Raw genomic sequence first — 12708 nt, 5'->3', positions numbered from 1 at the left:
ATTCAATTCTCTCGACGGTCTCAGTTCACAGCGGACGTCGCTTCGACATGACGCGGCAAGGTCACCCGGATACGGGTGCCGCGTTGGCTTTCGGTGTCAGCCGGGCTGTCGATGGTGATTTGTCCATAATGCTCTTCAACGATGGAATAGACCAGTGCAAGGCCCAGACCGGTACCTTCACCTGGGTCCTTGGTGGTGAAGAAGGGTTCGAACAATCGGTCCATGATGTTCTGTGGAATGCCGCTGCCTTCATCTTCCACGATCAGGTCGACCGTGTGCTCGAAAGCCTCGCTCTTGACGCGTACCGCACTGTGCGGCGGGGAAGCATCGCGGGCGTTGGACAGCAAGTTGATCAGGACCTGGGCCAGGCGTTGTGAGTCGCCATCGACCCAGTGGTCCGGATCGCACAGGTTAAAGAACTGTACTTCGAAATTGCGCCGGTTCAAGGCCAGCAGCCCAATGGCGTCCTGCGCCACTTTGGCCAGGCACACCGCTTCGTCTTGATTCTGATGGGCGCCGGAGTGGGCGAAGCTCATCAGCGACTGCACGATGCGCGACACGCGCTTGGTCTGCTCGAGGATCTGCCCGCTGATCTCGGTGATTTCACCGTCTTCCTCGCGCTCTTCCCGCAGGTTCTGCGCCAGGCAGGCGATGCCGGTGATCGGGTTGCCGATCTCATGCGCCACACCGGCGGCCAGGCGACCAATACTGGCCAGGCGTTCGGAGTGCACCAACTTGTCTTCGAGCATCTGGGTGTCGGTGAGGTCTTCCACCAGCAACACCAGGCCGCTGTTGCCTGGGGCCAGGGGCTCGTCAATGGCGGCTTTGTGCAGGTTGAGCCAACGGGTCTGGCCGTCGAGGGCCAGGTGCTGCTTGTGCAAATGCTCGTCGGGCAGGTTGATAAAACCTTGCAACAATTCTTTCCAGGGGTCGCCGAGGGTATTGAGGCGAGAGCCGACCACGCGTTGCGCGGCGATGCCGGTAAGCTCTTCCATGGCCTTGTTCCACATCAGGATTTCCTGGTCCTTGGCCAGGGAACACACGCCCATCGGCAGTTCCTGCAGGGTCTGGCGGTGATAACGGCGCAGGGCATCGAGTTCGGCGGCGAGGCCGGTGAGGCGTGAGTGATAGTCCTCCAACCGGCTTTCGATGAAATGGATGTCTTCGGTCACGTAGTTTTCGCCGCCCGCCTTGTAAGGCAGGAAGGTTTCCACCATGTCCTGGGACACGCTGGGGCCCATCAGCCCGGACAAGTTGGCTTCGATACGGTCCCGCAAGCGCCGCAGCGCATAGGGACGGCGCTCATCGAATGGCAGGTACAGATCGCGCAAGGCCTGTTCGACTTCCTTTTGCGCGGCCTTGGCGCCGAGCGGTTTGGCCAGTTGCGTGGCGAATTCCTGGGGCGAGGCCGCATGCAGCTCGCGGCGTTGCGGGCGGCGCACGTTGTCCACCGCACAGGCTTCGGCGGCGCTGGTTTCTTCGGGGCTGGCGTTGGTGAACAGCGAGATCAGGGTGAACATCAGGACGTTGGCGGCCAGCGACGCGATTGCTGCCATGTGCCAGCTGGTGTCATCCAGCACGTAAATCATGTTCAGCAACGGTATGTAGAAACCCTGCAGGTTGCCGACCAGCGGTAGCAGCATGGTCACCAGCCACACCAGGATGCCCGCCAGCAACCCGGCGATAAAGCCACGGCGATTGGCGGTCGGCCAGTACAGCACCGAGAGTACGCCCGGCAGGAACTGCAAGGTGGCGACAAAGGCCACGATGCCGAGGTTGGCCAGGTCCTGCCCGGCGCCCAGCAGCAGATAAAAGGCATAGCCGGCCATGATGATCGCGACGATCAGCGCGCGGCGCGTCCATTTCAACCAGCGGTAGATGTTGCCTTCGGCCGGTGGTTGGTACAGCGGCAGCACCAGGTGGTTGAGGGCCATCCCGGAAAGTGCCAGCGTGGTGACAATGATCAAGCCACTGGCCGCCGACAAACCGCCGACATACGCCAACAGCGCCAGGGCCGGGCTGTTGGCGGCGATGCCGATGCCGAGGGTGAAATACTCAGGGTTGGTGGTGGCCCCCAGTTTCAGGCCGGCCCACAGAATCAGCGGCACCGCCAGGCTCATCAGCAGCAGGAACAGTGGCAAACCCCAACTGGCGCTGACCAATGAGCGTGGGTTGAGGTTTTCGGTGAAGGTCATGTGGTACATGTGCGGCATCACGATCGCCGAGGCGAAGAACACCAGCAGTAGCGTGCGCCAGGGGCCTTCCTGCAGGGGCGTGTGCAAGGCGGCGAGGGCGGTCTGGTTTTGCAGCAGCCACAATTCCAGCTGTTGCGGGCCGTCGAACACGCCGTAGAGCGCATAAAGGCCGACACCGCCGATGGCGACCAGCTTGATGACCGACTCAAAGGCAATCGCAAACACCAGGCCCTGGTGTTTTTCGCGGGTGGCGATATGGCGTGAGCCAAAGAAAATGGTGAACAGGCTGATCAATGCGCAGAAGGCCAGGGCAACGCGATGTTGCACCGGCTCGCGGGTGAGGATGCTGATCGAGTCGGCCACTGCCTGGATCTGCAGGGCCAGCAACGGCAGCACGCCGATCAGCATGAAAATCGTGGTGAGTGCGCCGGCCCAGGTGCTGCGAAAACGAAAGGCAAACAGGTCCGCCAGGGAGGACAACTGATAGGTGCGGGTGATTTTCAAAATCGGGTACAGCAGCACCGGCGCCAGCAGGAACGCACCGGACACCCCCAGGTAGCTGGAGAGGAAACCGTAGCCATATTGATAGGCCAGGCCCACCGTACCGTAGAACGCCCAGGCGCTGGCGTATACGCCCAGGGACAAGGTGTAGGTCAAGGGATGGCGAATGATCGCCCGCGGAATCATTCCACGCTCACTGATCCAGGCGACGCCGAACAACGCCGCCAGGTAGGCGGCGCTGATCAGCAGCATCTGGGTGAGGCTAAAGCTCATCGGCATCTTTTTGGCTCTGCAGGATGAAGGTCACGACGATCAGGATCAGCCAGAGCAGATAAGGACGGTACCAGGCGCCCGTGGCATCGATCCACCAGTCCATGATGGCGGGGGAAAACAGGTAGATCCCGACGACCAGCAGCAGGACCAATCGATAGATGTACATGTTGGCCTCTGATTGAAGAATTGCGGCGATGGTAACGGATGGCTGGCAAGCTGCAAGCGCCTTCAGTTCAATTGCGCTTCGGCCAGGGTGAGTGTGCGCGGGATCCGCGTGGCATCCCACTGCCGAATGCCCCAATCCAGCAGTTCCCTGGGGCTGGCGTAAAGCAGCTCGTCACCGGCCGGCTGGCCAAGGGCGCGTAGCGCTCTGAGTAACAATGGCGTGGCCTGGTCTGCGGTCAGCGGTGGCGAACGGTACGACTTGCCCAGTTTGTGACCGTCCGGCTGGACGATCAGGGGCACATGCAGATAACGCGGCTGGCGCAGGCCAAGCAATTCCTGCAGGTAAAGCTGGCGTGGCGTGGAATCGAGCAGGTCGGCGCCGCGCACGATGTCGGTAACGCCTTGCCAGGCGTCATCCAGGACCACGGCCAATTGATAGGCGTACAGGCCGTCGCGGCGGCGGATGATGAAGTCGCCTGCATCGCGCCCCAAGTGCTGTCGGAACTCGCCCTGTACGCGGTCGGTAAAATGGTATTCAAGCTCGGGCACGCGCAAGCGGATAGCGGCGTCTTGCTGGTCGTGGCCGGCATTGCGACAAAGCCCGGGGTAAATCCCGTTGTAGGGCTCCAGCTGTTTGCGCGAGCAGGTGCAGGCGTAGGCCAGGCCGTGGTTGAACAAGTCGTTCAATACCTTGGCGTAGGCGTCGTGCCGCTCGCTCTGGCGGACCAGTTCGCCGTCCCATTCAAAACCGTAGCTTTCCAGGGCATGCAGGATTGCCGTCTGGGCGCCGGGTTCTTCACGGGGTGGGTCGAGGTCTTCCATGCGCATCAGCCAGCGGCCTTGATTGGCGCGGGCATCGAGGTAGGAGGCGAGGGCGGCGACCAGGGAGCCGAAGTGCAGATGGCCGCTGGGCGTGGGGGCGAAGCGCCCGATATAGGTAGAGGCAGTCATGGGCCGGATACTACTGGAAAATCGGTAAACGCCAGCAACAAAAATGGGGCGTTCGCACGCCCCATTCGTTCAGCTCGACAAGCATTACTTGCCGACCTGTTTTTCCTTGATTTCGGCCAAGGTCTTGCAGTCTACACAGAGGTCCGCGGTCGGGCGGGCTTCCAGGCGACGAATACCGATCTCGACGCCGCAGGATTCGCACCAGCCGTATTCTTCGTCTTTGATCAGTTGCAGGGTCTTGTCGATCTTCTTGATCAACTTGCGCTCGCGATCACGGGCGCGCAGTTCGAGGGCGAACTCCTCTTCCTGGCTGGCACGGTCGGCCGGGTCAGGGAAGTTGGCTGCTTCGTCCTTCATATGGTCAACCGTGCGGTCGACTTCCTGCATCAAATCCTGTTTCCACTTGTTCAGGATTTTGGTGAAGTGCTCGCGCATGGGCTCGCCCATGTACTCCTCGCCCTTTTTTTCCACATAGGGTTCGAAGCCGCCGAGGCCTTGAGTCTGCTGTTGCTTTGCTTGGGTGGACATGAATAGACCGCCTCTCACTCTTCTAATCCATTGCGCAGGATTGCAACGTCACCGACACCTGCCGGCCCTGCGGCTGCAAGCGGGCGAACTTACCAGATAGATTCGGGGTGCGCCACTCCCGGTTGTCGAGCCTGTCGCGTCGGGGGTTGCAAACTGCAGCGGCCCGTCGTGGCTGGGTATGTCCCGTCTCGAATGTTGATTTTAGTCGTTTTGCCGGCGCTTGCCTGGCCGTGAAGTCGGCCGGGCAGGCAATAGAACATGTTTTATCGCGAGGGTTCGGTAGAATCCTGATTTTGTCCTCACCGTCTAGGAAGGCTAATGGCTCAGCCCTACAGTGCGCGCAGTCGCGCCATCGAACCTTTTCATGTCATGGCATTGCTGGCGCGCGCCAATGAGCTGCAGTCAGCCGGCCACGACGTGATCCATCTGGAAATCGGTGAGCCGGATTTCACCACCGCCGAACCGATTATCCAGGCAGGCCAGGCCGCGTTGGCCAATGGCAAGACCCGTTACACCGCCGCCCGTGGGCTGCCCGAATTGCGCGAGGCGATCAGCGGTTTCTACCAGCAGCGCTACGGGTTGAACATCGATCCGCAGCGCATTCTGATCACGCCCGGCGGCTCCGGTGCGTTGTTATTGGCCACCAGCCTGCTGGTGGATCCGGGCAAGCACTGGCTGCTGGCGGATCCGGGCTACCCCTGCAACCGGCATTTCCTGCGCTTGATCGAGGGCGCGGCGCAGCTGGTGCCGGTCGGCCCGCAAGTACGCTACCAATTGACCGCCGACCTGGTGGCGCAACACTGGAACCAGGACAGCGTCGGCGCGCTGGTTGCCTCCCCGGCCAACCCGACCGGGACGCTTCTGACGCGGGACGAACTGGCCGACCTGTCCAACGCCATCAAGGCGCGCGACGGCCATCTGGTGGTGGATGAGATCTATCACGGGCTCACCTACGGCACCGACGCCGCGAGCGTGCTGGAAGTCGACGACGATGCCTTCGTCCTGAATAGTTTTTCCAAGTATTTCGGCATGACCGGCTGGCGCCTGGGCTGGCTGGTGGCGCCACCTGCAGCCGTCGGTGAGTTGGAGAGGTTGGCGCAAAACCTCTACATCAGCGCGCCGAGCATGGCCCAACATGCCGCCATGGCCTGTTTCACCCCACAAACCCTGGGCATTCTGGAGGAGCGCCGCGCCGAATTTGGCCGGCGCCGTGATTTCCTGCTGCCGGCCCTGCGTGAGTTGGGATTCGGTATCGCCGTAGAGCCCGAAGGCGCGTTCTATCTCTATGCCGATATCAGCGCGTTTGGTGGAGATGCCTTCGCGTTCTGTCGCCATTTCCTGGAAACCGAACATGTAGCCTTTACCCCCGGGCTGGATTTCGGTCGCTATCAGGCGGGTCATCATGTGCGTTTTGCCTACACGCAAAACCTTGATCGGCTACAAGAGGCGGTGGAGCGGATTGCCCGTGGCCTGCGGAGTTGGCAAGGCTGATGCGTTTTCATCCTCCCCTCGAAGAAGGGCGGCTGATCCGCCGCTACAAGCGTTTTCTCACCGATATCGAAACCGTTACCGGCGAGTTGCTCACCATTCACTGCCCGAACACCGGTTCGATGCTCAACTGCATGGTCGAAGGCGGCCAAGTCTGGTTCAGCCGTTCCGCCGACCCCAAGCGCAAATTGCCCGGTACCTGGGAAATCGCCGAAACGCCCCAGGGCCGGCTGGCCTGCGTCAATACGGCACGCGCCAATCAGTTGGTCGAAGAGGCACTGCGCGCGGAGCTGATCACTGAACTCAACGGCTTTACCGCGTTGAAACGCGAAGTGCCTTACGGTCAGGAACGAAGCCGGATCGATTTTCGCCTGGAATACCCGCACGGGGCGGCGTTTGTCGAAGTCAAAAGTGTCACCTTGGGCTTTGATGGCTCCTCCGTGGCGGCTTTCCCTGATGCGGTGACCCAGCGCGGTGCCAAGCACTTGCGGGAGCTGGCCCACCTGGCGCGTGAAGGTGTGCGGGCGGTGCAGTTGTACTGCGTTAATTTGTCGGGGATCGATGCGGTGCGCCCAGCCGTGGAAATTGACGCGGGTTATGCCGCCGCGTTGCGTGAGGCCAAGGCAGCGGGTGTGGAGGTGCTGGCGTACGGCGTGCGGGTCACACCTGAAGAAATCTGTATCGAACGGCCGTTGAAGGTGCTGTTGGGCAACTAGAGTTGCACCCACAGGCCTTGTGCGTCTTCGCGGCCGGGCAGGGCGGTGAGGCTTTGGCCTGCGCACGGGCCGGCAATGCATTCGCCGCTTTCGATCAGGAACAGCGCGCCATGGGTGGCGCATTGAATCAGGCTGGCGCTTGAGTCGAGGAAGCTGTCCGGTTGCCATTCCAGTGGGACGCCGCGATGAGGGCAGCGGTTGACATAGAAGTAGGCAACGCCAGCGCGCCGCACGGCCAACAGTTTGCAACCGTCGATATCAAAACCGAGGCTGCTGTCGGGCGCCAAGGCCTCGGAGGGGCAGAGAAACTTCATTTCAATCCTTAAGTGCCTTGACGTTCAAATGCAAACAATTATCAAATGCCCGCTTCGCCCGTCAGCTGATCGGGTGCTCACTACGATGCCGGGTAGGGTTTATCTGTCACATCAATGAGTGCTTGAGCGGCCCCGCCTTGGAAGGAAACCCTGTTATGCGCCTGAGTGCCAGCGTTATTGCGCTAGTTGCCGGACTGCTGGTCAGCCACGCGGCCCAAGCCTTGGACCTGCCGCAACGCTGGGTCAGCGCCGGTGGCGCGTTATCGGAATGGGTGACGGCATTGGGAGGTGAGCCGAAGCTGGTCGGCGTGGACACCACCAGCCAGCATCCGGCGTCGCTCAAGGCATTGCCCAGTATTGGTTATCAGCGCCAATTGTCGGCCGAGGGGATTCTCAGCCTGCGACCGCAGGTGCTGGTGGGGACCGAAGAGATGGGGCCACCACCGGTGCTGGCGCAGATCCGCAACGCGGGCGTACAGGTAGAGATGTTCTCGGCACAACCGGATTTACCCAGCCTGAAAGCCAATCTGGCGCACCTGGGCAAGCTGCTGGGTCGTGAGGCCAAGGCCAGCGAATTGATTACCGGATATGAGCAGGCGCTGGATCAACAGAAAGCCTGGGTGACCAAGGCCCGGCTGACGCAAAAAGCGCCCGGTGTATTGCTGTTGCTCGGGCATGCCGGCGGCAAGCCGTTGATCGCCGGTAAAGACACCGCCGCTGACTGGATGCTGCAGCAGGCCGGCGGTCATAATCTGGCGACTCACAGTGGTTACAAGCCGTTCTCGGCGGAGTCGCTGGCCGGGTTGAGCCCGGATGTGCTGGTGTTCGCTGATCGGGCGCTCAGTGGTGAAGCGGCCCGGGTCGCGTTGTTCAAGGAAAACCCCATCCTCGCTTCCACCCCAGCGGCCAGGAACGGCCGGGTGATGGAGTTGGACCCGACGCTGCTGGTGGGCGGGCTTGGGCCGCGCTTGCCGCAGAGCCTGGCGCAGTTGTCCACAGGCTTTTACCCGTCCCAGGCTGAACCCGCCCAATGACCCGGTTGGTTAAACCGAAAACGCTGTTTATCGGGCTGGCGCTGTTATGTCTGCTTGCGATCTGGCTTTCATTGGCCCTGGGACCGGTCAGCCTGCCGTTGTTCGACACGCTCAGGGCTGCGTTGCGATTGATCGGAGTGCCGATTGAGGCCCAGGGGCTCGAACAGGCAGAGTTGATCCTGGGGCAGATTCGCTTGCCGCGCACGTTACTGGGCCTGGCCGTGGGGGGCGTGCTCGCCTTGTCGGGCGTGGCGATGCAGGGTTTGTTTCGCAACCCGTTGGCCGATCCTGGCTTGGTGGGCGTGTCCAGTGGCGCGGCGTTGGGGGCTGCGGTGGCAATTGTCGGCGGCTCGTTTTTTGGCGGGCTGCCGGAGGCGCTCGGGCCGTATCTTTTGTCGATATGCGCGTTTCTGGGCGGCCTGGGCGTCACGGCGCTGGTGTATCGATTGGGGCGACGCAATGGCCAGACCAACGTCGCGACGATGTTGCTCGCCGGCATTGCGCTGACAGCCCTGGCCGGTTCCGCAGTGGGGCTGTTTACCTACCTGGCGGACGACGCCACTTTGCGTACCCTGACATTCTGGAACTTAGGCAGCCTCAATGGTGCCAGCTATTCACGTTTATGGCCGTTGCTGCTGGTGAGCGCGGGCGTGGCGCTGTGGTTGCCGCGCCGGGCGAAAGCCTTGAATGCGCTGTTGCTGGGTGAGTCCGAAGCCAGCCACCTGGGCATTGATGTGGAAAAGCTCAAGCGTGAGTTGGTGTTCTGTACGGCGCTGGGCGTTGGTGCGGCGGTGGCAGCGGCGGGCATGATCGGCTTTGTAGGGTTGGTGGTGCCGCACCTGGTGCGGCTGCTGGCCGGACCGGACCACCGGGTGTTGTTACCGGCCTCGGTGCTGGCGGGCGCGAGTTTGTTGCTGTTGGCGGATCTGGTGGCGCGCTTGGCATTGGCGCCGGCGGAACTGCCGATCGGTATCGTCACTGCGTTTATTGGCGCGCCATTTTTTCTCTATTTATTGCTGCGAGGGCGCGCCTGATGCTGCGGGTAGAAGCGTTGCAGATCCGCCGCGGGCGCAAGACCGTATTGGCGGATATCACCCTGGAGCTATTGCCGGGCGAAGTGCTGGGCGTATTGGGCCCCAATGGTGCGGGCAAAAGTACCTTGCTCAGTGCGCTGTGCGGCGAGTTGACACCTGATCAGGGCAAGGTCTGGCTGGATCAGCAAGAGTTAAAGCAATGGAGCGGCGCGCAACGAGCCCAGCGCCTGGCGGTGTTACCCCAAAGCTCAACCCTGGACTTCGCGTTCCGTGTCGAAGAGGTAGTAGGACTGGGGCGTTTGCCGCATCAGACCGGGCGAGTACGCGATGAGGAAATCATCAGCGCGGCACTGCACGCGGCAGATGTAGGGCACTTGAGTGGTCGCAGTTACCTGGCCTTGTCGGGCGGGGAGCGTCAACGGGTACACCTGGCCCGTGTGTTGGCGCAATTATGGCCGGGCGAGGCGGGCCAGACGCTATTGCTGGATGAGCCGACATCGATGCTCGATCCGTTGCATCAGCACACGACCTTGCAGGCGATCCGGCACTTTGCCGATCGTGGCGCAACGGTATTGGTGATCCTGCATGACCTGAACCTGGCCGCGCGTTACTGTGATCGAATTCTGTTGCTGGAGAACGGATGCCCGCGCGCCCTGGACACGCCCGCACAGGTGCTGCGCCCCGAGCCGCTCAAGGCGGTGTTTGGTCTGGATGTGCTGGTGCAGTTGCATCCGGAGCGTGGTCATCCGTTGATCATCGCGCGTTGAACCGGCTTTTTGCAGGCAAAAAAAGACCCGGCAAGAGCCGGGTCAAATAACCGTGATTAGCCTGATGAGGAGATAATCTGAGAGTCCGAACCAATGGTCTTTCAGTTATCGGCTGATCTCGCGACCAGTTGTGATAATCATAACGATTCTCATTTGAGAGTCAACAACATTCCCCTACTTTTCTCAAAAATCCTGAAAATACTGGATTGATCGGCGGATCTACATCTTCTGGCGCGTTGAGAGCGCCTCCAACTGTCGGTTCAACGCCTCCTTGCGCTCCGTGGGAATGTCATTCCAATGCACATCCATCAACGCGCCTTCAATCGCATACAGCAACACTTTTGATGCCCGGAACCCGCGAGTTCGCACGGCTCGGTAAGCATCGACCGCGCCCAGGCGGCGCAGGTCGGACGCGCTGTGGATGCCCGCCGCATGCAGCCACTGCGCCGACGTCTTGCCAAGATTCTTCAGGTGTTGCAGCTCATCGTTCATCAAGCCTCCTTGCGACGGCCGAATGGTTCGGTGGGTATCGTGACCAGGCAAGCCTGAAAATGAGTGTAGCGCTCAGTAGGAAAAGCGTGATTCTTTGGTCGAGAACGGCTGAAAAGCTTATAAGAATGACGCTGCATGGCAGGCACGGCGAAACGCCCGGCAAGCTTGAAGCGCAGCCGGGAGCCGGAGCCTTGAGGTTATTTGGTGCGGTAACGCAGGCGAGTACCGAAGTTCACCGACATCAGGATTTCGTCAGCCGTCAGGTCGGGTGAGAAGTAAGTACCGGAAATCTGCGCATGGGCCAGGCTGGCACCTTCCAATGAGCATTCGCGTAAATCCAGCCCGCGCAGGTCGGCGGAGCGGAAGTAGGCGTCGGTGAAGTCGATTCCCGCAGCGTTCAGCTCGCGCAGGTCCAACCCTCGGAAGTCGCCGCCGCGCATGTCGATAACCCCGCTTTCGGGGCGCTCCTGATTGAAGCCCCGGATGTCGTCCTTGTGCAGGAGCGCGTAGAGCGGGGTATCAAGAAGCTTGGGCTGACTCATGACGGCGACTCCTGTTGGTATTATGGCGCCATTATAGTGCCACTATTGCAGGGTCGTGCGCCAAAGTAGACGACACGACCAAGAAATATTTCTTACAGGCCGGGCAAGCGTTGACGAATATGCCCGACCAACGCATCCAGAGTCCCGCTTTCATTGGTCTCGACGCGTTTGCTCAACAGCTGTTCCTGGGCGGTCAGCGGGTCACGACTGGCGTTTTGTTCTTCGATAACCAGCAACGTTGCGTCGGACGGATCGTTTTTATCTGCCTGACGTTGTGCCAGCCAACTCGCGATCACGGCCTGGGGCGCATTGCAATCCAGAATCAGGAACGGGGCACCGGTGGCTTCGGCAACATGGGCCGCTGCATCACGTTGTGCGCGTTTCAAGAAGGTGGCATCCAGCACCACCGGAAAACCGGCGCGGAGCACGGTGTCGGCGATTTCATTCAGGCGCGTGTACGTTGCGGCACTGGCGTCATCGCTATAGATGCCGGCTTGCGGGGCGTTTTCCACCTGCTGCTCGCCAAACAGGCGCTTGCGCTCCACATCCGAACGCAGGCGTACAGCGCCTAAGGCCTCGACCAGGCGCATGGCCACATGGCTTTTGCCCACGGCCGAAACTCCATGGGTGATGGCCAGGAAGCGCGATGGAATCGTGCTGTAGCTTTCCGCCAGATTGGCGTAGTTGCGGTACTGGCGCAGGGTGGTGGCGCGTTGCACCGGGTCGGCTTCGCTCGGCATGCTGAACAGGGCAACTTTCGCCCGCACCAGTGCGCGATAAGCTTTGTAGAAATTCAGCAGCTCCAGGCCCTGATAATCACCGGTCAGTTCCAGGTACTGGCTGATAAACCGGCGTGCCAGGCTTTTGAGGCCACGGTCTTCCAGGTCCATCGCCAGGAATGCGGTGTCGGCGTACACGTCGGTGAAGCGGAACGGCTCGTTGAATTCGATGCAGTCGAAGATCACCACGTGGCCATCGATCAGCGTGGCATTACCCAGATGGATATCACCATGGCATTCGCGGGTGAATCCATCGAGTTTGCGCTGTTGCAGCAGCGGCTTGAGGCGTTCGAAGCTGCTTTGTGCCCAGGCTTGCAGGGCTTCCAATTGAATGAGGTCGGCCTTGTCACTCAGGAAAGGGCGGATCTGTTCGAAATTCTGAAGGACCGGTGCCATCACTTCTTCCGGAGTGCCGGCCGGGTGCTCCTGCGGGACCTTGGGCGCGTTGAGGTGAAAGTGCGCAATCTGCCTGGCCATTTCGTCAATGTGCGCGCTGGTGAGTTCACCATTGGCTTGCAAGGTGCTCAACATCTGGCTTTGCGGGAACTGACGCATTTTCAGCGCGTACTCGATCACCGCGCCGTCGCCCGCCAATTGCGGCGCGTTGGCAGTGCCGGTAATTGGCAATACTTCAAGATACAAATCTTCGGTCAGGCGCTGGTTGAGGCGCAGTTCTTCCTGGCAGAAGTGGCCGCGCTTTTCCAGGTCGGTGAAATCGAGGAAGCCGAAGTTCATCGGTTTCTTCAGTTTATAAGCATAGGGACCGGTCAGGATCACCCAGGAAATATGGGTTTCAATGACTTGAAACGCTTCCACCGGATGCGGGTACAAAGCCGGGTTTTGCAGGGCGGCAATCAGGGACTGACTCACGGGCGATCCTTCAAAGTCTGGGAGAAATCATGGCGGGCATTATGGCCGCTACGGACGGT

The 12708-nt window shown here is 60.8% G+C and carries 13 protein-coding genes; 5 read left to right on the top strand and 8 right to left on the bottom strand.

The features are described 5' to 3' along the window. Positions 1 to 20: 20 nt before the first annotated feature. From C4J93_RS22590 to dksA, 4 genes are all read right to left on the bottom strand, one after another. Complete coding sequence (locus tag C4J93_RS22590) at positions 21 to 2975, bottom strand: sensor histidine kinase (RefSeq protein WP_164484567.1); 2955 nt, start codon at positions 2973 to 2975, stop codon at positions 21 to 23. Then, positions 2959 to 3135, bottom strand: a complete 177-nt coding sequence (locus C4J93_RS22585) for a hypothetical protein (RefSeq protein ID WP_003176118.1) — start codon at positions 3133 to 3135, stop codon at positions 2959 to 2961. The genes C4J93_RS22590 and C4J93_RS22585 overlap by 17 nt, the downstream gene beginning before the upstream one ends. Before the next feature lie 62 nt (positions 3136 to 3197). After that, a complete protein-coding gene (gene gluQRS / locus C4J93_RS22580) occupies positions 3198 to 4085 on the bottom strand; it encodes a tRNA glutamyl-Q(34) synthetase GluQRS (RefSeq protein WP_124371884.1) in 888 nt (295 codons plus the stop codon). 84 nt (positions 4086 to 4169) lie between these two features. Continuing rightward, positions 4170 to 4613, bottom strand: a complete 444-nt coding sequence (gene dksA / locus C4J93_RS22575) for an RNA polymerase-binding protein DksA (protein WP_003194150.1) — start codon at positions 4611 to 4613, stop codon at positions 4170 to 4172. A gap of 318 nt (positions 4614 to 4931) precedes the next feature. Between dksA and C4J93_RS22570 the strand changes: the two genes are divergently transcribed. Together C4J93_RS22570 and sfsA are read left to right on the top strand one after the other, a co-directional pair. After that, a complete protein-coding gene (locus tag C4J93_RS22570) occupies positions 4932 to 6104 on the top strand; it encodes a pyridoxal phosphate-dependent aminotransferase (RefSeq protein ID WP_124430514.1) in 1173 nt (390 codons plus the stop codon). After that, a complete protein-coding gene (sfsA, locus tag C4J93_RS22565; protein ID WP_124430513.1) occupies positions 6104 to 6817 on the top strand; it encodes a DNA/RNA nuclease SfsA in 714 nt (237 codons plus the stop codon). Before C4J93_RS22570 ends, sfsA begins: the two co-directional genes overlap by 1 nt. On the opposite strand, the gene C4J93_RS22560 is transcribed toward sfsA, so the two are convergent. Beyond that, positions 6814 to 7131 carry a Rieske 2Fe-2S domain-containing protein gene (locus C4J93_RS22560; RefSeq protein WP_124368364.1) on the bottom strand — a complete coding sequence of 106 codons (318 nt, stop codon included), beginning with the start codon at positions 7129 to 7131 and terminating at the stop codon, positions 6814 to 6816. The genes sfsA and C4J93_RS22560 overlap by 4 nt on opposite strands. Positions 7132 to 7286: 155 nt before the next feature. On the opposite strand from C4J93_RS22560, the gene C4J93_RS22555 reads away from it, so the two are divergent. Genes C4J93_RS22555 through C4J93_RS22545 form a run of 3 tightly spaced genes read left to right on the top strand, consistent with a single transcriptional unit; the run spans position 7287 to position 9966 of the window. Then, a complete protein-coding gene (locus tag C4J93_RS22555) occupies positions 7287 to 8165 on the top strand; it encodes a hemin ABC transporter substrate-binding protein (protein ID WP_124430512.1) in 879 nt (292 codons plus the stop codon). A 50-nt stretch (positions 8166 to 8215) separates the two neighbouring features. Then, positions 8216 to 9199 (top strand): iron ABC transporter permease, encoded by a 984-nt coding sequence (locus C4J93_RS22550; protein ID WP_164485298.1) that lies wholly within the window; start codon positions 8216 to 8218, stop codon positions 9197 to 9199. After that, on the top strand, positions 9199 to 9966 hold the full coding sequence (locus tag C4J93_RS22545; protein ID WP_124430510.1) for a heme ABC transporter ATP-binding protein: 768 nt from the start codon (positions 9199 to 9201) through the stop codon (positions 9964 to 9966). Before C4J93_RS22550 ends, C4J93_RS22545 begins: the two co-directional genes overlap by 1 nt. 219 nt (positions 9967 to 10185) lie before the next feature. Here C4J93_RS22545 and C4J93_RS22540 read toward each other — a convergent pair whose 3' ends face one another. The 3 genes from C4J93_RS22540 to C4J93_RS22530 all read right to left on the bottom strand — a co-directional run bounded on the left by C4J93_RS22540 (position 10186) and on the right by C4J93_RS22530 (position 12649). After that, positions 10186 to 10458: a TfoX/Sxy family protein gene (locus C4J93_RS22540; protein ID WP_124364416.1), complete on the bottom strand. Its 273-nt coding sequence runs from the start codon at positions 10456 to 10458 to the stop codon at positions 10186 to 10188. Between the two features lie 197 nt (positions 10459 to 10655). Beyond that, the gene (locus C4J93_RS22535) at positions 10656 to 11000 is read right to left on the bottom strand and encodes a pentapeptide repeat-containing protein (RefSeq protein ID WP_124371878.1); all 345 of its coding nucleotides are present in this window, start codon (positions 10998 to 11000) and stop codon (positions 10656 to 10658) included. A 92-nt stretch (positions 11001 to 11092) separates the two neighbouring features. After that, on the bottom strand, positions 11093 to 12649 hold the full coding sequence (locus C4J93_RS22530) for a bifunctional aminoglycoside phosphotransferase/ATP-binding protein (RefSeq protein WP_124430509.1): 1557 nt from the start codon (positions 12647 to 12649) through the stop codon (positions 11093 to 11095). Positions 12650 to 12708: the final 59 nt, after the last annotated feature.

It is taken from the genome of Pseudomonas sp. R2-37-08W (assembly GCF_003851705.1).
In the GTDB taxonomy this organism is placed as follows: Bacteria; Pseudomonadota; Gammaproteobacteria; order Pseudomonadales; family Pseudomonadaceae; genus Aquipseudomonas.
This window is presented reverse-complemented; position numbering and strand designations above follow the sequence as displayed.

Bases quoted from the DNA above. Each gene is read 5' to 3' on its own strand.
- C4J93_RS22590 (WP_164484567.1), bottom strand. From the start codon at position 2,975: ATGCCGATGAGCTTTAGCCTCACCCAGATGCTGCTGATCAGCGCCGCC.
- C4J93_RS22585 (WP_003176118.1), bottom strand. From the start codon at position 3,135: ATGTACATCTATCGATTGGTCCTGCTGCTGGTCGTCGGGATCTACCTG.
- gluQRS (WP_124371884.1), bottom strand. From the start codon at position 4,085: ATGACTGCCTCTACCTATATCGGGCGCTTCGCCCCCACGCCCAGCGGC.
- dksA (WP_003194150.1), bottom strand. From the start codon at position 4,613: ATGTCCACCCAAGCAAAGCAACAGCAGACTCAAGGCCTCGGCGGCTTC.
- C4J93_RS22570 (WP_124430514.1), top strand. From the start codon at position 4,932: ATGGCTCAGCCCTACAGTGCGCGCAGTCGCGCCATCGAACCTTTTCAT.
- sfsA (WP_124430513.1), top strand. From the start codon at position 6,104: ATGCGTTTTCATCCTCCCCTCGAAGAAGGGCGGCTGATCCGCCGCTAC.
- C4J93_RS22560 (WP_124368364.1), bottom strand. From the start codon at position 7,131: ATGAAGTTTCTCTGCCCCTCCGAGGCCTTGGCGCCCGACAGCAGCCTC.
- C4J93_RS22555 (WP_124430512.1), top strand. From the start codon at position 7,287: ATGCGCCTGAGTGCCAGCGTTATTGCGCTAGTTGCCGGACTGCTGGTC.
- C4J93_RS22545 (WP_124430510.1), top strand. From the start codon at position 9,199: ATGCTGCGGGTAGAAGCGTTGCAGATCCGCCGCGGGCGCAAGACCGTA.
- C4J93_RS22540 (WP_124364416.1), bottom strand. From the start codon at position 10,458: ATGAACGATGAGCTGCAACACCTGAAGAATCTTGGCAAGACGTCGGCG.
- C4J93_RS22535 (WP_124371878.1), bottom strand. From the start codon at position 11,000: ATGAGTCAGCCCAAGCTTCTTGATACCCCGCTCTACGCGCTCCTGCAC.